Source organism: Enterobacter cloacae complex sp. Mu1197, assembly GCF_040059225.1.
GTDB classification, from domain to species: Bacteria; Pseudomonadota; Gammaproteobacteria; order Enterobacterales; family Enterobacteriaceae; genus Enterobacter; species Enterobacter quasiroggenkampii.
In genome coordinates, this window is the sequence record NZ_CP157375.1 from 2,629,664 (window position 1) to 2,647,714 (window position 18,051).

The 18,051-nt window shown below is 51.2% G+C and carries 20 protein-coding genes and 3 pseudogenes; 12 read left to right on the forward strand and 11 right to left on the reverse strand.

From position 1 onward, the window contains the following. Window positions 1-4 precede the first annotated feature (4 nt). The 5 genes from trpB (at window position 5) to ABFV38_RS12455 (ending at window position 4,095) form a co-directional block, all read left to right on the forward strand. Window positions 5-1,198, forward strand: a complete 1,194-nt coding sequence (gene trpB / locus ABFV38_RS12435; protein WP_024907111.1) for a tryptophan synthase subunit beta — start codon at window positions 5-7, stop codon at window positions 1,196-1,198. Beyond that, on the forward strand, window positions 1,198-2,007 hold the full coding sequence (trpA, locus tag ABFV38_RS12440) for a tryptophan synthase subunit alpha (RefSeq protein ID WP_223539075.1): 810 nt from the start codon (window positions 1,198-1,200) through the stop codon (window positions 2,005-2,007). Before trpB ends, trpA begins: the two co-directional genes overlap by 1 nt. Before the next feature lie 181 nt (window positions 2,008-2,188). After that, window positions 2,189-3,400, forward strand: coding sequence for a selenium metabolism membrane protein YedE/FdhT (gene yedE, locus ABFV38_RS12445; protein ID WP_235404033.1), 1,212 nt, complete (start codon window positions 2,189-2,191; stop codon window positions 3,398-3,400). Continuing rightward, window positions 3,397-3,630 carry a sulfurtransferase-like selenium metabolism protein YedF gene (gene yedF, locus ABFV38_RS12450; RefSeq protein WP_003856774.1) on the forward strand — a complete coding sequence of 78 codons (234 nt, stop codon included), beginning with the start codon at window positions 3,397-3,399 and terminating at the stop codon, window positions 3,628-3,630. The genes yedE and yedF overlap by 4 nt, the downstream gene beginning before the upstream one ends. Window positions 3,631-3,756: 126 nt before the next feature. Continuing rightward, on the forward strand, window positions 3,757-4,095 hold the full coding sequence (locus ABFV38_RS12455; RefSeq protein ID WP_063621876.1) for a hypothetical protein: 339 nt from the start codon (window positions 3,757-3,759) through the stop codon (window positions 4,093-4,095). A gap of 46 nt (window positions 4,096-4,141) precedes the next feature. Here ABFV38_RS12455 and ompW read toward each other — a convergent pair whose 3' ends face one another. Next, window positions 4,142-4,774, reverse strand: a complete 633-nt coding sequence (gene ompW / locus ABFV38_RS12460; RefSeq protein WP_032674934.1) for an outer membrane protein OmpW — start codon at window positions 4,772-4,774, stop codon at window positions 4,142-4,144. A gap of 282 nt (window positions 4,775-5,056) precedes the next feature. On the opposite strand from ompW, the gene ABFV38_RS12465 reads away from it, so the two are divergent. From ABFV38_RS12465 to yciA, 4 genes are all read left to right on the forward strand, one after another. Beyond that, complete coding sequence (locus ABFV38_RS12465) at window positions 5,057-5,461, forward strand: YkgJ family cysteine cluster protein (RefSeq protein ID WP_032674935.1); 405 nt, start codon at window positions 5,057-5,059, stop codon at window positions 5,459-5,461. Window positions 5,462-5,486: 25 nt separating this feature from the next. Beyond that, entirely contained in the window at window positions 5,487-6,230 is a 744-nt protein-coding gene (locus ABFV38_RS12470; RefSeq protein WP_348957351.1) for a YciC family protein, read from the forward strand. Between the two features lie 56 nt (window positions 6,231-6,286). Further along, a complete protein-coding gene (locus tag ABFV38_RS12475; RefSeq protein WP_028018783.1) occupies window positions 6,287-6,826 on the forward strand; it encodes a septation protein A in 540 nt (179 codons plus the stop codon). A gap of 104 nt (window positions 6,827-6,930) precedes the next feature. After that, window positions 6,931-7,326 (forward strand): acyl-CoA thioester hydrolase YciA, encoded by a 396-nt coding sequence (gene yciA, locus ABFV38_RS12480; RefSeq protein ID WP_008502796.1) that lies wholly within the window; start codon window positions 6,931-6,933, stop codon window positions 7,324-7,326. An 8-nt stretch (window positions 7,327-7,334) separates the two neighbouring features. Here yciA and ABFV38_RS12485 read toward each other — a convergent pair. Both ABFV38_RS12485 and tonB read right to left on the reverse strand, forming a co-directional pair. After that, window positions 7,335-8,590 (reverse strand): IS3 family transposase gene (locus ABFV38_RS12485; RefSeq protein WP_348957323.1). Its coding sequence is split into 2 segments (ribosomal slippage): window positions 7,335-8,239 and window positions 8,239-8,590, totalling 1,257 coding nucleotides; the frame shifts between segments, so codons are not numbered across the junction. An 89-nt stretch (window positions 8,591-8,679) separates the two neighbouring features. After that, the gene (tonB, locus tag ABFV38_RS12490; protein WP_023617069.1) at window positions 8,680-9,402 is read right to left on the reverse strand and encodes a TonB system transport protein TonB; all 723 of its coding nucleotides are present in this window, start codon (window positions 9,400-9,402) and stop codon (window positions 8,680-8,682) included. A gap of 220 nt (window positions 9,403-9,622) precedes the next feature. Between tonB and ABFV38_RS12495 the strand changes: the two genes are divergently transcribed. Continuing rightward, on the forward strand, window positions 9,623-9,919 hold the full coding sequence (locus tag ABFV38_RS12495; RefSeq protein ID WP_023327637.1) for a YciI family protein: 297 nt from the start codon (window positions 9,623-9,625) through the stop codon (window positions 9,917-9,919). Between the two features lie 40 nt (window positions 9,920-9,959). Here the strand turns inward: ABFV38_RS12495 and ABFV38_RS12500 are convergent, their stop codons facing one another. The 8 genes and pseudogenes from ABFV38_RS12500 to ABFV38_RS12535 all read right to left on the reverse strand — a co-directional run. After that, on the reverse strand, window positions 9,960-10,913 hold the full coding sequence (locus ABFV38_RS12500) for a helix-turn-helix domain-containing GNAT family N-acetyltransferase (RefSeq protein WP_348957352.1): 954 nt from the start codon (window positions 10,911-10,913) through the stop codon (window positions 9,960-9,962). 203 nt (window positions 10,914-11,116) lie between these two features. After that, window positions 11,117-11,830, reverse strand: coding sequence for a hypothetical protein (locus ABFV38_RS12505; RefSeq protein WP_348957353.1), 714 nt, complete (start codon window positions 11,828-11,830; stop codon window positions 11,117-11,119). A gap of 169 nt (window positions 11,831-11,999) precedes the next feature. Next, window positions 12,000-12,221, reverse strand: coding sequence for a DNA-binding transcriptional regulator (locus tag ABFV38_RS12510; RefSeq protein WP_348957354.1), 222 nt, complete (start codon window positions 12,219-12,221; stop codon window positions 12,000-12,002). A gap of 217 nt (window positions 12,222-12,438) precedes the next feature. Further along, a pseudogene (locus ABFV38_RS12515) lies at window positions 12,439-12,762 on the reverse strand (phage baseplate assembly protein V); the annotation flags it as partial. Between the two features lie 103 nt (window positions 12,763-12,865). Then, window positions 12,866-14,116 (reverse strand): adenylate/guanylate cyclase domain-containing protein, encoded by a 1,251-nt coding sequence (locus tag ABFV38_RS12520; RefSeq protein WP_348957355.1) that lies wholly within the window; start codon window positions 14,114-14,116, stop codon window positions 12,866-12,868. A gap of 112 nt (window positions 14,117-14,228) precedes the next feature. Continuing rightward, a complete protein-coding gene (locus ABFV38_RS12525) occupies window positions 14,229-14,789 on the reverse strand; it encodes a hypothetical protein (protein ID WP_348957356.1) in 561 nt (186 codons plus the stop codon). A gap of 4 nt (window positions 14,790-14,793) precedes the next feature. Continuing rightward, a complete protein-coding gene (locus ABFV38_RS12530) occupies window positions 14,794-15,243 on the reverse strand; it encodes a phage virion morphogenesis protein (protein ID WP_348957357.1) in 450 nt (149 codons plus the stop codon). Beyond that, a pseudogene (locus ABFV38_RS12535) lies at window positions 15,236-15,397 on the reverse strand (phage tail protein); the annotation flags it as partial. The gene ABFV38_RS12530 and the pseudogene ABFV38_RS12535, both read right to left, overlap by 8 nt. Between ABFV38_RS12535 and ABFV38_RS12540 the strand changes: the two are divergent. Next, window positions 15,395-16,708, forward strand: a pseudogene (locus ABFV38_RS12540) (terminase family protein); the annotation flags it as partial. The pseudogenes ABFV38_RS12535 and ABFV38_RS12540 sit on opposite strands and share 3 nt — an antisense overlap. Further along, window positions 16,705-17,730, forward strand: coding sequence for a phage portal protein (locus tag ABFV38_RS12545; protein ID WP_348957358.1), 1,026 nt, complete (start codon window positions 16,705-16,707; stop codon window positions 17,728-17,730). The pseudogene ABFV38_RS12540 and the gene ABFV38_RS12545, both read left to right, overlap by 4 nt. Window positions 17,731-18,051: the final 321 nt, after the last annotated feature.

The window sequence follows — 18,051 nt, forward strand, 5'->3', positions numbered from 1 at the left end:
GAAGATGACGACATTACTTAACCCGTATTTTGGTGAGTTCGGCGGGATGTACGTCCCGCAAATCCTGATGCCCGCGCTGCGCCAGTTGGAAGAAGCGTTTGTGAGCGCGCAGAAGGATCCGGCGTTTCAGGCTGAATTTACCGACCTGCTGAAAAACTATGCAGGCCGCCCAACGGCCCTGACCAAATGCCGCAACCTGACGGAAGGCACGAAAACCACGCTGTATCTTAAGCGTGAAGACCTGCTGCACGGCGGCGCGCATAAGACTAACCAGGTGCTGGGCCAGGCGCTGCTTGCGAAGCGTATGGGCAAAACCGAAATCATCGCCGAAACCGGCGCAGGCCAGCACGGCGTGGCCTCGGCGCTCGCCAGCGCCCTGCTCGGTCTGAAATGCCGCATCTATATGGGGGCGAAAGACGTTGAGCGTCAGTCTCCAAACGTTTTCCGTATGCGTCTGATGGGTGCGGAAGTGATCCCGGTGCACAGCGGCTCCGCGACGCTGAAGGATGCCTGTAACGAAGCGCTGCGCGACTGGTCTGGCAGCTACGAAACCGCGCACTATATGCTCGGTACCGCGGCGGGCCCGCACCCGTTCCCGACCATCGTGCGTGAATTCCAGCGCATGATCGGGGAAGAGACCAAAGCGCAGATCCTCGAAAAAGAGGGTCGTCTGCCGGATGCGGTCATCGCCTGCGTCGGCGGCGGATCTAACGCCATCGGTATGTTCGCAGACTTTATCGACGACACCAGCGTGGGTCTGATTGGCGTCGAGCCTGCGGGTCACGGCATTGAATCGGGTGAACACGGCGCGCCGCTGAAGCATGGCCGCGTGGGGATCTACTTCGGCATGAAGTCCCCGATGATGCAGACCGATGAAGGCCAGATTGAAGAGTCTTACTCTATCTCTGCCGGCCTCGACTTCCCGTCCGTCGGGCCGCAGCACGCCTATCTGAACAGCACCGGTCGTGCGGACTATGTCTCCATTACCGATGACGAAGCGCTGGAAGCGTTCAAAACGCTGTGCCGCAGCGAAGGGATCATCCCGGCGCTGGAGTCTTCACACGCTCTGGCCCATGCGCTGAAAATGATGAAAGACAATCCGGAAAAAGAGCAGCTGCTGGTGGTCAACCTTTCCGGACGCGGTGACAAAGATATCTTCACCGTTCACGATATTCTGAAAGCACGAGGGGAAATCTGATGGAACGCTACGATAACGTATTTGCAGAACTGAAATCCCGCCAGGAAGGCGCGTTCGTTCCCTTCGTCACCCTGGGCGATCCGGGCCCTGAACAGTCGTTGAAGATCATCGACACCCTGATTGAAGCCGGTGCCGATGCGCTGGAGCTGGGGATCCCGTTCTCTGACCCGCTGGCGGATGGCCCGACCATCCAGAATGCGACGCTGCGCGCGTTTGCCTCGGGCGTCACGCCAACCCAGTGCTTCGAGATGCTGGCGGCGATCCGTCAGAAGCACCCCACCATCCCGATTGGCCTGCTGATGTACGCCAATCTGGTGTTCAACCGCGGTATCGATGAGTTTTACGCCGAGTGCGCACGCGTGGGCGTCGACTCCGTTCTGGTCGCCGACGTGCCGGTTGAAGAGTCCGCGCCGTTCCGCCAGGCTGCGATGCGTCACAATGTCGCCCCGATTTTCATCTGCCCGCCAAACGCGGACGATGAGCTGCTGCGCCAGATTGCCTCTTACGGGCGCGGTTACACCTACCTGCTCTCCCGCGCAGGCGTGACCGGTGCCGAGAATAAAGCCGCATTGCCGCTGCACCATCTGGTGGAAAAGCTGGCCGAGTACCATGCCGCACCGCCGCTGCAGGGCTTCGGGATCTCCTCTCCGGATCAAGTCACCGCGGCGATTGACGCGAAGGCTGCGGGTGCTATTTCCGGCTCTGCGATTGTGAAGATCATCGAGAAGAACGTGGACAAGCCCGAGCAGATGCTGACCGAGCTGAAGGCGTTTGTAACCGCCATGAAGGCGGCGACGCGTAAAGCCTGACCCCTCCACCGTCTGGCATCCCTGCCAGACGGTTAGCCTTTATTCCCCGCCATCAACAAAGGATGACGTTAAAATTGATCCTTTCGATATTTTCGGTCTGAATGGCTTTTCAAACCGTCATGTAAGCGTATGATCTGGACTCTTTTTTATCTTTAATCCTTCTGAGTTCAGAGGCTTATTCATGTCATGGCAATCCTTCAAACAGGCTTACCTGGTTAAGTTCTGGTCACCCGTTCCGGCCGTTATCGCGGCAGGCATTCTCTCTACTTATTATTTTGGCATTACCGGTACCTTCTGGGCCGTGACCGGCGAGTTTACCCGCTGGGGTGGACAGCTGCTGCAGCTCGCAGGCGTGCACGCCGAAGAGTGGGGATACTTTAAGCTCATCCACCTCGGCGGTACGCCCCTCACCCGTATTGACGGGATGATGATCATCGGCATGTTCGGCGGCTGCTTCGCTGCCGCGCTGTGGGCAAACAACGTTAAGTTGCGTATGCCCAAAAGCCGGATCCGCATTTTGCAGGCGGTTGTCGGCGGCATGATTGCCGGATTCGGCGCACGTCTGGCGATGGGGTGTAACCTTGCCGCCTTCTTTACCGGGATCCCGCAGTTTTCGCTTCACGCCTGGTTCTTTGCCGTCGCCACGGCCATCGGCTCTTACTTTGGCGCAAAATTCACCCTGCTGCCGCTGTTTCGTATTCCAGTGAAAATGACAAAAGTTAGCGCAGCATCTCCGTTAACCCAGAAGCCCTCTCAGGCCCGCCGCCGTTTCCGCCTCGGAATGCTGGTCTTTTTCGCCATGGTGGCATGGGCGCTCTGCACCGCCCTGAACCAACCTAAGCTCGGTCTGGCGATGCTGTTCGGTGTGGGTTTTGGTCTGCTCATTGAACGCGCGCAGATCTGCTTTACCTCCGCGTTTCGCGATATGTGGATCACCGGGCGCACGATGATGGCGAAGGCGATTATCGCCGGGATGGCGGTCAGCGCCATCGGCATCTTCAGCTATGTACAATTGGGCGTCGAACCGAAAATCATGTGGGCCGGTCCTAACGCGGTCATTGGCGGCCTGCTGTTCGGCTTCGGGATCGTGCTGGCTGGCGGGTGTGAAACCGGCTGGATGTATCGCGCCGTCGAAGGCCAGGTGCACTACTGGTGGGTGGGTCTGGGAAATGTGATTGGCTCGACGATCCTGGCGTACTACTGGGATGACGTGTCTCCCGTCCTGGCCACCAACTGGGACAAGGTCAACCTGCTGAATACCTTCGGGCCTCTCGGCGGCCTGCTCGTCACCTACGCCCTGCTGTTGGTCGCTTTTTTACTGGTCGTCGCACAGGAGAGACGTTTCTTCCGCCGTGCGAGCGTTAAAACAAAAACGCAGGAGAATGCAGCATGAAAGAGATTGTGCCTGATTATCGTCTGGATATGGTTGGCGAGCCCTGTCCATATCCGGCGGTGGCTACGCTTGAAGCGCTGCCGCAGCTTAAGAAAGGTGAAATTCTGGAGGTGGTCAGCGACTGCCCGCAGTCCATCAACAACATACCGCTGGATGCGAAAAACCACGGTTATACGGTGCTGGATATCCAGCAGGATGGCCCAACCATTCGCTATCTGATTCAAAAATGATCGTTAAGGGCCTCGTCAGGGGCCTTTATCGTATTGAATTATAAGACATCTTGATCCACGGCAAAAACGTAATTTCTGACTTAAGTAAAATCTCATTTCCCTTTTGAAGGAGGTTTTCGCGGTTTGATGTATTTACGAGCTTTACTGGTTTTCGCTTTATTGATTCCCTTCCATGCGCTGTCCCTGAATTTCTCTTCTACCTTCCTGCGCCTGAATTGTCCGCAAAGAGGACTTGTCGAGGTTATTCTTCACGTTTATGACCACACCCAGGAACGGTGGCACGGTCATTTTGAAACCGGCGCTGGACATAAACGTGCGGGTGATACTGAAATTATCCCGTTTGCCAACGGCGATATTCTCTTCCACTCCCTGTCCAGCGACGCTTTCAGCTATTTATATGATGGGGAAACGATCTTGAGGCACTGCGTAAAGCTTGATGAGCGGCCGGTTTATCCGTCGTTTTGAAGTGAGCAAAGCAAACTGGCCACCCTGTGGCCAGTTTGACGGGGGATCAGAAACGATAACCCGCAGAGAACATGAACACCCACGGATCCAGGCGAGTATTGATACTTTGCTGCTGACCGCCCGCCTTGAAGCGTACGTCCGTATCAATATCCATATACCAGACCGAGGCGTTGATCAGCCAGTCGCGATTAATCAGGTAATCCAGACCGACCTGTCCCGCCATGCCCCACGAATCTTTCAGGCTGAGGTCCGTCAGACCCGCCTCTTTACCAGTATCGTTGAATTTCTCATCAAAGAAGGTGGTGTAGTTTACACCGGCGCCAATATAAGGACGCACCTTGCTGCTTGAGTCGCCAAAGTACCATTGCGCCATCAGCGTTGGCGGTAAATGGTGAACCGTAGCGATATCGCCGGTTGGTCCTAAACCGACGCGATGACGGAACGGCGTTGCGGCCAGAAGCTCAACTCCCACGTTATCCGTCGCCATCCAGGTAAAGGTTAAACCTAACTGGGTGTTATTACTGACGTTAAAACCGCCCATTCCCAGCACGTTATCCGATCCTTCAGTTGGGCGAACCGTAGCCGAACCGGCACGAATAAAGAATTCGCCTGCTTCATGCGCATACGCGCCGCCAGAGAGACTGCTTAATACAAGGGCTGCCACCGCTAATTTTTTCATATCCGCTCCATCGTTGTGGTTTTAATCGCGGATGAGAATATACTCACAAAAGGGTAATAAGTGATCTGCCACAGATCACATTAAAACCAGTAACTTAACATTCATTGATCTGGATTAATTTTTTGTTACGCATCCAAAACCAATAAGTTGTTTCCATGTCAATTTTTGGCATTTCACGGTTACAAAATTTTCCCTTTTCCCCCTCTTGCTCTTCCTCTGGCGGCTGGATAATTTATCGCTCTCACAAGTTGATTTGATGCGTTCTTCTTTTGCAGGTGTGCCATGAGTGATATTAACCCGTGCATGACGTGCGGAGCCTGTTGTGCGTATTTTCGAGTCTCTTTCTACTGGGCCGAAGCCAGCGATGGCGGCGGTACCGTTCCGGTTCATCTTACCGAGCCGTTAACCCCCTTTCTGCGCTGCATGAGCGGCACAAACCAAAAGCAGGCCCGCTGTGTGGCGCTACAGGGTGAGCCTGGGGTCGCGACCCGCTGTTCCATTTATGAGGATCGCCCCAGCCCGTGCCGGGAATTTGCCATGTCGGGGGAAGATGGGCAGGTCAACGAAGCCTGTAACCGCGCCCGCGCCCGCGTTGGATTACCGCCGCTTTACAAAGATATGCTTTTCCATACAAGCCTTGATGCTGCCACAGCAGGTGCATCCGGTGTACAATTGCCGGCTAATTAACACCTGCAATACTCAAGGAGAGTGCATGTCTATCACGGCGAAGTCTGTCTACCGTGACACGGGAAACTTTTTCCGCAATCAGTTCATTACCTTTTTACTGATCGCGTTGCTTTGCGCCTTTATCACGGTGGTGCTGGGTCATGCGTTCTCACCGAGTGAAGAACAGATTGCCAGCCTGAGCCAGGGCGACCATCTTGCGGGTAGCGTGGGGTTGTTTGAGCTGGTGCAAAACATGACGCCGGAGCAGCAGCAAATTCTGCTGCGCGCTTCTGCCGCGTCCACATTCTCAGGCCTGATTGGTAATGCGGTTCTGGCGGGCGGCGTTTTGCTGATGATTCAGCTGGTATCGGCAGGTCACCGGGTCAGCGCCTTACGGGCGATTGGTGCCAGCGCGCCGGTCTTACCTAAGCTGTTTATACTGATCTTTTTGACCACCCTGCTGGTGCAGATGGGGATTATGCTGGTCGTGGTGCCGGGGGTATTACTGGCTATCGTGCTCTCATTTGCCCCGGTGATGGTCGTGCAGGATAAGATGGGTATTTTTACCGCGATGCGCAACAGCATCAGACTGGCATGGGCTAATATGCGTCTGGTGGCGCCCGCCGTGATCGGCTGGCTGCTGGCCAAAACGCTGCTGTTATTGTTTGCGCCGAATTTTGCGGTTTTAACGCCTAATGTTGGCGCCGTGGTGGCGAATACGCTGAGCAATCTCATTTCAGCGTTACTGCTCGTCTATCTGTTCCGCCTGTATATGTTAATTCGTCAGTAATCCCGAGGCGGGGGGCATCGCTGTCTCCCGCCCCGCTCAGAAGATGGAATCACAGAATGAAGCAGTTTCTTGATTTTTTACCGCTCGCGGTGTTTTTCGCTGTCTATAAGTTGTACGACATTTTTGCTGCAACAAAAGCATTAATCGTTGTGACCGCCGTTGTGCTGATCTATAGCTGGATTCGCTATCGCAAAGTCGAAAAAATGGCGCTTATTACGTTCATCCTAGTGGCGGTGTTCGGTGGATTGACCATTGCCTTGCATGATGTTGAATTTATTAAGTGGAAGGTGACTGTTATTTATGCATTGTTTGCAGCAGCATTACTGTTCAGTCAATGGTTCATGAAAAAGCCCCTTATCCAGAGCATGTTAGGTAAAGAACTCACGCTGCCGCAGGTAGTCTGGTCGCGTCTGAATACTGCCTGGGCAATCTTCTTTATTCTTTGCGGTCTCGCTAATATCTATATCGCCTTCTGGCTGCCGCAGGATATCTGGGTCAACTTTAAGGTCTTTGGTCTGACTGCGCTGACGCTTATCTTCACGCTGTTAAGCGGTGTATACATCTATCGTCATATGCCGCAGGACGACAACCACTGATTACTGACTGACCAGAACGTCAACGACGGGCGTTCTGGTCTATTCTCTCCGCACGCGAATCATAGTAGCATCCCGCCTGAAGTCTTCCGTTACGAGTTAAAACAATGACAACAACTAACGCCCCTCAGGGTGAACTGGTTTTACGCACACTGGCAATGCCCGCTGACACCAATGCCAATGGCGATATTTTTGGCGGCTGGCTAATGTCGCAGATGGATATGGGCGGCGCAATTCTGGCAAAAGAGATTGCTCACGGGCGTGTGGTCACCGTGAGAGTGGACGGCATGACCTTCCTGCGCCCGGTTGCGGTGGGTGATGTGGTTTGCTGCTACGCGCGCTGCGTGAAACGCGGTAATACCTCCATTTCCATCAACATCGAAGTCTGGGTCAAGAAAGTCTCTTCTGAGCCGATTGGGCAACGTTATAAGGCCACTGAAGCGCTGTTTATTTATGTCGCCGTGGACAGCGAGGGTAAACCTCGTCAACTTCCACAGGCCTGATCGACTGACTAGTCCTGATATAGGTTGACAGTTTTCTGTCTGTAAAACGCCTGATGAACATCATCGGGCGTTTTGTATTTCAGGGCCTGGTGTGGCCGCTCATGGTTATAAATTGTCACCGATTCTTTTACCATTTCCCGGGCCTGCGCCAGGTCGGCAGGGCGCGAGAGTAAAAACTCATTTTTCAGGATCCCGTTTATTCGCTCAGCCAGCGCATTCTGGTAGCAGTCATAACCATCGGTCATTGAACAGGTTATTCCGTTTCTCTCATGGACTGACTGATAAAGCACTGAACAGTATTGCTGCCCTCTGTCAGAGTGATGTACCAGCGGACCTGTCGTTTTTCTCCGCCCCAGAGCCTGTCTGAACGCTTTTACCACGTTTTCTGTCTGCAGGTTTTCCCCGACATGGTAGCCCACGATTTTTCTGGAGCAGGCATCAGTGACCAGGCTCAGATAAGCCGTGCCGCTGCGCAGCGGAAGATAAGTTATATCAGCGACCCAGACCTGCTCTGGTTCAAGGGCGGTGACCTGTCCCGTGCCAGGTTTCAGCAGATTAGGATGCCGGTAAAAGCGATGATGGCTGTTGGTGGTTTTGTGATATGCCCGTTTCACTGGCACAAGGAGCCGGTATTCATCCAGCAGGTTAAACAGACGATCACGTCCGATATTCAGCCTTTTATCGGCCTGAGTATTCAGCAGGTAGTGCAGTTTACGCGTACCGATTCGCGGCTGACGACACCTGACGCGGGCAACAAAATCAAGAACCTGAGCATGATGTTCCTGGCGTTTTCTGCACCTGGTGTTGTCCTGATACCATGCCTGCCTGCTGTGCCCCAGGAACTGGCATACGCGGGTAACGGTTATTTTTGGGGCCGGACTTTGCGCGAGGACTTGCCGGGCCGCTTTTTTACAACGCTCACCCCGTAATCATTTTTCAGGACATTGATAACCGACTCAAAAAACTCAGCTTTCTGGTTCGCCAGCGCAAGCTGTTCTTCAAGTTCCCTGATTTTTTGCTCGGGAGTAAGCGGGACAGTCGTCTGGGCCACAGGCAGTTTCCTCTTTACCCGGTCAGGAAATTCGGGGCTCCAGTCAAGCCGGCCATGTTTACGCAGCCAGACAAGAACAGTGGAGCGCCCCTGAATGCCATACCGCTGCTGGGCCTGTTTATAGGTCATCTCGCCTTTTTCAACCTGCTCAACAACGGCTATTTTAAAGGATAGAGGATAATCACGTTGGGTGCGTTTGAAGTCAGTCATCATCACGTTCTCCGGATTTAAGTCAGAAACGTGTCAACGCTATTCAGGACGGGTCAGACAGGCAAAAAAAGCCTCCATTTCGGAGGCTTTTTTTATTCCATCTGCGCCCCGCCGTTCAGGCGGAAAACAATATTGACGATCAATCCGCTACCCGGCTTGCCTGGCTCATAGCGCCATCTGCGCATGGCAGATTTCACTTCGCGCTCAAACATATTAGAAGGTTGCGCAGATAAGATTTCCACGTTATCCACGCGGCCATCCGCAGTGACATCAAACTTCACCCGTACGCGGCCTTCAATACGCAAGGCCTGAGCTCGCGCCGGATACTGAGGCTGATTGCGGCTTACGGCTCGCGGGCCCGCTGGGGCGGTAACCGTTGGCTTTGACGTCGTTGCCGTATTGTTCATCACCGGACGTGAAGGCGCTGCATTTTCGACCGGCTGGGTCGCGCGCGGTTCAACCGGACGTTCCTCGCGTTTCGGACGCTCCTCAACCTTCTTCACCGGCTTTGGCTTCGGCTTAGGTTTTGGCTTCGGTTCAGGTTTGTGGATCACCACCGGGGCTTCCTTCGGTGGCTCCGGAACGGGTTCGGGTTCTGGCTCTGGTTCAGCCACCGGCTGTGGCGGCGGAGGGGCAACCTGCGGCGGTTCAAGATCCGCTGGCGATACCATCGTCACGGAAATCGGCTGCGCGGGCGCGGGCATTTCAATAACCTGATGAACCGAGGTATACAGCAGACCCGCCACAACGGCACCGTGAATCACGACAGAAAGCAGCGTCGGCCAGGGAAAGCGGCGAGGTAAATCAAGGGTCATCGAAGTCATAGTCATCAACGTTAAAAAACCGAACCCTGATTTTAAATGCAAATAGCAATCATATTCAATAAGACACTTTACTCTGGCGCAACTTTAGCGCCTGAGAGGCCAAAAAAGGCGCATTCAGATCAGGGTATTAACATTGTTTTTATTTTACATTGCAGTCGTTTGCCCTTTCACATAACGTAACTGACACTTTTACCGGTTAAGGAGCTTCGCCGTGTTTTACGTGATTTACTCTGAAGATGTTGCTGATTCGCTCGAAAAACGCCAGTCTGTGCGCCCTGCGCATCTGGCACGTTTGCAGTTGCTTCAGGATGAAGGCCGGTTACTGACCGCTGGCCCCATGCCCGCAGTAGACAGCAACGATCCGGGTGCTGCCGGTTTTGCCGGCTCCACGGTTATTGCTGAATTTGAATCCCAGGAAGCCGCCCAGGCCTGGGCTGACGCAGACCCGTACGTTGCAGCGGGTGTGTATGCAAAAGTGACGGTCAGACCGTACAAGAAAGTGTTCTGATACCAAAGCGGCTCCGAAAGGAGCCTTTTTTTAGGCGCGATTACGCGCCTCTGTACCGGGTAAACTGCTGCTCTGTAATCAGGCTCCCCCACTGGTCGCCTTCCCACTCCTTTACCAGCGTAAACCCAAACGACTCGTACAGACGCCGGGCGGCGGTCAGCTTATTGAATGTCCAGAGGTGCACGGCTGAAAAACCGGCGCTATCGCAGAACCGCATCGCTTCATTCAGCAGTTTTTTCCCCACGCCGTGTCCCCGACAGCCGTCATCAAGAATAAACCAGCGAAGATGGGCTTCACCCGACGCCAGATCCTCGCCATCTATCGCCACCGAGCCGACAATTTTGTTGTTGAGTACTGCCAGCCAAATCTGGTTACAGGGCTTCTCCAGTCTTTCACTGAACTCGGCCAGCCCTGAAGCCACTTTGGCCTCGAAGAAGCGACCAAAGTTATGCTCCCGCGAATAATAGCTGCCATGCATCTCCGCGATACGGCCAATCATGCCGGGGATATACCCCTGCACTATCGTAAGCTCGTCAGGGTGCGTCTCGTTGCCCGCCTCACGGCATGCCAGCAGCGCGTTGGCATAAAGGGAGAGCCCCTCAGAAATGGTCTGCTGCTGGGCAGGAGCAAGACGCTTTATTGCTGTGACCACGCGCTCATTGCTGAATGCATTAATTTTGCTGACCGTCTCGTGACCTTTCGCGGTCAGCCTGAGGTTCTTCGCTCTCGCATCCTCAGTAGAAATAACTTCCTCGAGTTCGCCCGCGGCAATCAGGCGAGCAAGCATCCGGCTGACGCTGGACTTTTCCAGGCCCAGCAGTTGCACCAGCTGACTCGCCGTCATCTGTTTGCGTAAGGCGATTTCGACCAGGGTATGGACGGCCGAAGGTGAGTAGCTCGTTGAGGCCAGGGTAGAACCCATAAAACCTAACTCTCGCACCATGAGGCGCGAGGAACGTCGAATAACGCTGACTACCGGGGTTTCGCTGTGCATGTTCTGTCCTCATCATTTAGTTGCACTATACAACTAAGTGATGAGGCGTTGTCAAACAGAATTAAAAAGGCTCCCGCAGGAGCTTTTTAAAACTCATTAACATTATGAGATTAAAGGATTAATTTCATACCACGTCCACATATTGACCACATTGATACTTGTAGCCCCGCTGTTGCGAGGCTTCGATTCCTGAAACTTAGTGGCTATGCTTGACTACCATCAGGTAACTTTAATTTTAGATTTTCATTAAATTCTTTTGGTGTCATTAAGACAGCAATATCACTTAAATCACCTACATCAAGATAATACGGTTGCGATTCTAATCTTCTAGTATTGATTTTCACTCTGTATTCGCGTTGGTGTGAATAAAAACTCCTTTTTTGAAAGCCGAGATGTTCTTCCGGCATATTTCCGTGAAAACTATGTTCATCAAAATAGTCAACCAGACCTAATGTACCATCAAAATTATTTTTTTTGATGGCAGAAGTACATCGTTCTATAAATTTTGATGCATTCATAATAACTACACAGTATTTACCTAAACCAAAGCATAATTCGTGAATCTCAAGCGTTCGCTTGAAATCCGACAATGTATCTGATGAAACAGATGCATATCCTCGGCTGTTTAATGAGTATATGCAGAATACATTGCAATCTAACAACTCGTTTCCATGCACCACTATTGGCGCCGCAAGTTCTGATGCAGAGATACTAACCTCACCAAATTTTATTTCACTTAATTGTTTTGGTTGATAAAGAGCGACAATCCCTTCATACTCATCACCACGTAACTCTCCTGATTCATCTTTATATTCTTTAAAGGATCTAATTGTATTCATGAAGAGTGTACCTTTGATAAAACTCTCCGCATGTTCTTTCTTTTCGAATAATTTCACAAAAGCAAAAATTGTCGACATACCATGCCCTCAGTCAATAAACTTATTATCTTAGACTCACCTAGATTACATCAAATAATTATTAGTTCAAACATAAAAAACAGCTCACGGATCACGACTCGCAACTTGGGAATTGATCAAATTAATTTTTGTACATAAGGCCTCCATTTGTTGTGAGACTTTTATATCCTCACATCAAATGAATTTGCTGCTGGCCCGACGTGGTGGGATGCGGCGACACTGGCACGACCTCCCCCGGCGATACAATAAAGCGCTCAACCGTTTCGGTGGTCACAAACGTCGCGCTGCAGTTGATGTTTGTGCACTGGTGATACCGCTCTTTGGTCGTGTCAGTAAAATAGCGACTTGTGCGGGCGTGAGCGGCAAAATGGCATTTTGGACAGTGAAACATGGCGAGCACCTCATTAAATTTCCGATGAGTTAATTTTACTCACTTCATCCTTATATAACAAATACTTAAAAACAAATCACTGCGTTAATTCTTCGCTTTCGTACTCCACATCCGAAACCTTAACCTCAAGCTCTAAGCCCGTCGTGTAGCCGTTCCCGTTGAGGTTATGCACCACCCGGCCGATTATCCACGCCTGATCGTCTATGACGCGCTTAACCGCCCCGTCAGGAAAGGACACATGAAGCGCATCAGGGGAGGCAGACGGCGCGGGATGGTCGTCCGAGAAAATGCCGGGCAGCACAAATGCCGTATCGAGCTCGCCGCCGATCGCCAGCAAAAGCACCTGCTCGCCAACGGATGGAGCCCACCATACGCGCGAGCGACCGGCGCGGCAGGTAAGCCAGTTCAGCCAGGTGGTTTCCATTCCGCCGGTCTGGACACGACAAAGCCCCTCGTCGTGGTCGACGTCGGTCACGATGCCGGTGCGGATAAGGTTGCGGATCGCGCGTGCGATTTCCTGCAGAGAATTTAGATTATTCATGGGGAAAGGATGCCGCCGGGGAGGCCAGCGGCAATCCTTTGTAATTTTATGGGGCATGGTACAACGAGAATGCTTAAAACAAATCAACAAAAACCTTCTCGGTTTATTCGTTAATAAATACCGAGAAACATTTTTCATTTCCAATTAATCGTTCGCCATCCCAAAAAGAGACATACATATGATGAAGTCCTTTATAGGAGGTATCCTCCCAATGCTTTGCAAAATAGCGCCCTTCTGAATACTTAGCATCTTCATATTCTTCATGATTACCATTATTTTCTGTTTCAGATGCTTCAACACCTGTATTGACGACTCTAAACCTGAACCGTGGATTCGAGTAGGCTACTTGCGAGTAAAAGTAACCTTTAAAGGATATACCCATTCCTTTTTTGATAATTCTTGAGCATGGATAATACTCATCATCTGAAACATCATCTTTGTTAGCCTTCAAACTTGCTCTAACATTTAACTCACCAATTTCTTCAGAAGTTGGCAGCAATTTACAGTAGAGTTCATTATTTAAAACAAACTGTTTATAATTTATCGGCTTCCCACTAGCATCACGATAATTCGGGGTGATGTATTTCACGTCAATCACCTCATTACCTTTTAATTTAGTTTTAACTGAGAGTTGATTTTCATCAAAACCTAGAAGTTTTGCGAGACTATCCCCAATCATAATTGAATTCTTAGGGGCTTTTTGTTGAAGTTTAGCAGCAACATCAACAAAAAAAGAAGTAGCAGTTACTTCCTGGCTATCCATATACCCGTATTTACCCCACACAACTTGTTCATCTGCTCCATAATCAATTCCAATCCTTATACCTAGATTTTCATCCACACCCAGTTCATTTAATTTAGGGATAACAACATCTTTAAACATTTGAATTAAGAAAGTTGCACAATTTATTGCATCAATAGCACTATCTGCAACACGCCCATTTTGCTTGTAAACATCACTTCTAAAGAATGCCATGACAGCATCCCCCATGATTCTATGAACATGCCCATCAAATGAGTTTACGGTTTCAATAGCACATCTAATAATATCATTTTTTATTTTGAAGACAGTTTCAGGAGAGAAGATAACGCCTAATTTTGTTGAACCGATGATATCCATGAAAAGCGTGACTGAATAACCATTCCTTAACTCGCCCTCTTCCATGCCGTCAAAATCAGGATGGCATCCAAAGCTCGACATGAGTTTCCCATGCTTGCCGAATTTATGACGTACTATTTCTTTGACCCCATAGCTTTGATTTTCCGCGCTGAGTTGCATACTTTCAAGGCCGGCAGTGCTTTTGACAAAATTATAAGGCTTCCTAGAATTTTCCGCTCCCACCATAGAATCCATAGCTGATTCCATGAGCGAATCATTTCGCCATCTATACTTAGAATCGGAAATTGTCTTATCCAGACTCTTCTCTAAGTTTGAGTATATATTTTTAATTGACATAAAATCCCTCTCAACAATTTGTTAGAACAATCATGTAAATTGCAAAGCAAAGCACGTAAAACGCAGCCTTGATGAAGGTTATAGCTGTAATCTGCCTTTCATATTTTGACACCAATGCTTTAGAAAGATTATGATTTAGAGCTATTAATTGATTAATTAACTCCAGATCACTATCTTCTCTAAAACTTTTCTTATAATCCTCAAGATCATCATAATTCGCAGCAATATCCACAAAAGAAAAAGTATTTCTCCTTGCACTAGCCTTAATATAAGGTGTAACACCATTCAATGAAGATAAAACAGATAAGACCAATAAAAAAATGACAATAATAAATAATAATGACAAGATAACCCTATCTTCCTCAACAGTCACCATATCCATTATTTTTGTGTAATTCGTCGCCAACGCAACAATTATAGCTGATGCTAAACTAAGTAAAATTGTTGATTTGGTATTTGCGGAGTTTAAATAAGAATCAGTGCGAATGATAACTTTTATCATTAGGTCGATTTTTTTATTTAAATCCACTTCGTTCTCTTTGCCAAGCTTTCTCAAAATGATTCCTACCATGGGATTATTCCGATATGTGATTAATGATCGTATTTAAGATGATGTCAACATCTTCATGCGTGCATCCCAGGAGAGCACGTTCCGGATATTTGAGGTCTCTAGCAAATGGATTTGGCCGGTCTTTTAATCCGTACTGATGAATGCGCGCAATGCGCTGCACTTCGCCGGTAAACGCCACCACAGCGCTATTTTCGCGGCCAGTGGCTTTCATGTAGCGGCTTGTGCGGAGCTTCTGGAACATCACCCGTTTAATCCGCCCGGTTTTATCCCTGAGCGGCTGACGCTTTCGCGCCTGATACGGCGTGCCGTCCGGGGCTTTTTGCTGTTTGATGCGTTGCTGTTGCGACTTGCGCAGCTCCTTTGCAATCTCCCCGGCCAGCTTCCGGCGCGCTGCCGGTGACAGAGCAGCAATCAGATCATTGAGCCTGTCGTCAAAGGGCTTAAATTCACTCATCCCATTTGCTCACCAGTTCGCCGTTGATGTAGAGCTCTTTTGGCCGGGTGACGGGCTCCGGCAGCGGCGGCTCGGGGGCATAGCTCACATGCAGAGCGCCGTTTTCCTCTTTGATGAGGGTTCGCTCGGTGAGCTGCAGGCTGATGCTGATGTCGAGAAATTGGAGGAGATTTTCTTCGACCAGTCGTTTGATTATCAGCTCCGCTGGCATAAAGCAGGGTTAGAGCACCGCATCCGCCACATCCTGAAATCGCGACAGATTGGCGCGACGTTCTACTTTGCGCGCGAGTCACTTCTGCGCGCGCTTAAGACCGGGCAAAACCAGATATTTTTGTCGGCCAGTAAAACGCAGGCTTACGTGTTCCGTAAGTACATCATCGCCTTTGCCCGTCTGGTTGACGTCGACCTGTCAGGCGACCCGATCGTCATCGGCAACAATGGCGCTGAGCTGATTTTTCTCGGGACCAATTCCAACACCGCGCAGAGCCACAACGGCGACCTGTATGTCGATGAAATTTTCTGGATACCCAATTTCCAGAAGCTGCGCAAAGTCGCCTCGGGCATGGCCTCGCAGTCACACCTGCGCACCACCTATTTTTCGACCCCGTCGACGCTGGCGCACGGCGCTTACCCGTTCTGGTCAGGCGAGCTGTTTAACCGTGGCCGCAGCAACCGCGACGAACGTGTCGACATCGATATCAGTCATCAGGCGCTCGCCGGTGGCTGCACCCTGTTTAACCTCAACCAGCTTAAGCAGGAAAACAGCTCGGATGACTTCCGTAACCTGTTTATGTGCGAGTTCGTCGACGATAAGGCGTCGGTATTCCCGTTCGAGGAGCTGCAGCGCTGCATGGTCGATGCGATGGAAGAATGGGAGGACTTCGAGCCGTTCGCCGACCGTCCGTTTAACTGGCGACCGGTCTGGATTGGCTATGACCCGTCACACACCGGGGACAGCGCCGGGTGCGCGGTACTGGCTCCGCCGCTGGTTGCCGGTGGCAAGTTCCGCATCCTTGAGCGTCATCAGTGGAAAGGCATGGACTTTGCCGCACAGGCCGAGGCCATCCGGGCGCTGATCGAGAAATACACCGTTGACTATATCGGCATCGATGCGACCGGCATCGGCCAGGGGGTTTACCAGCTCGTGCGCTCATTCTTCCCGGCGGCGCGCGCCATCCGCTACACGCCGGAAATGAAAACCGCAATGGTACTGAAAGCAAAAGACACCATCAGGCGCGGGTGTCTGGAATATGACGCCGGTGCGACCGACATCACGCAGTCATTTATGGCTATCCGCAAAACCATGACCAGCAGCGGCCGTAGCGCCACCTATGAAGCCAGCCGCAGTGAAGAGGCCAGCCACGCGGATATCGCGTGGGCGACCATGCACGCGCTGTTAAACGAGCCGCTTTCCGCCGGTAGCGGTATGCAAGCAACTACAATTCTGGATATCAACTACAGATGAAAAAACGCCAAGAGAAACAGCCAAAACAGACCAACATGACCGCCAGCGCAGCGCAAAAAATGGAAGCGTTCACCTTTGGCGAACCGTCATCCGTTCTGGATCGCCGCGATATCCTCGACTATGTCGAGTGTATCAATAACGGCAAATGGTACGAGCCGCCGGTCAATTTCTCGGGTCTGGCAAAAAGCCTGCGCGCCGCCGTGCATCACAGCTCGCCGATTTACGTAAAGCGCAACATTCTGACCAGCACCTTTATCCCGCACTCGTTGCTGTCCCGTCAGGATTTCAGCCGCCTTGTGCTTGATTATCTGGTCTTTGCTAACGGCTATCTTGAAAAGCGCATGAGCGTGACGGGCCAGCTCATGAAGCTTGAAACCTCTCCGGCCAAATATACCCGTCGGGGTGTCGAAGAAGGGATTTACTGGTACGTGTCTAGCTATACCCACCCACACCAGTTCGCCCCCGACTCGGTGTGCCACCTGCTTGAACCCGATATTAATCAGGAGCTCTACGGGATGCCGGAATATCTGAGCGCGCTCAATTCCGCCTGGCTGAATGAATCCGCCACGCTGTTTCGTCGCAAGTATTACCAGAACGGCGCGCACGCGGGTTATATCATGTACGTGACCGACGCAATTCAAAGCAGCACCGACGTAGAAGCAATTCGAAAAGCGATGACAAACTCGAAAGGTATGGGGAATTTTAAAAATATTTTCCTCTATGCCCCTAACGGTAAATCGGATGGTATTAAGATCGTGCCGCTGAGTGAAGTCGCCACGAAGGATGATTTTTTTAACATAAAGAAGGTGAGCGCCGCCGACCTGCTCGATGCGCACCGCGTACCGTTCCAGCTCATGGGCGGCAAGCCTGAAAATATCGGCTCGATGGGCGATATTGAGAAGGTGGCGCGCGTGTTTGTGCGCAACGAGCTGACTCCGCTGCAGGAGCGTTTCAAAGAGATAAATGACTGGCTCGGGATGGAGGTGATCCGCTTTAAGGATTACAACATTGAGACCGATTAAGCCCGCCCAAAATGCCGCCTACGGGCGGCACATCCTCAGACCTTACCAGACGCCACACACGCCACGTAACCCCGCCACTGCTTCACGCGCTTCAACCTCACCGCTCAGCGCGCAGCCACGACGCGCACAGACGCGCTAAATAAATCCTGTCACCACGTCTGGCGCGCAGTGCTATCCCCGCCTCGCCTGCGAGCTTAAAGGGTCGCTTTTAATGCAGGTGCATGACCGCACTCAAACCACGCCAGTATTGGAGATTCCAAGCTATATATGAGATGAAATACAAATGCAAATGCATGCACCTAACAGATGCGACAGGAAACA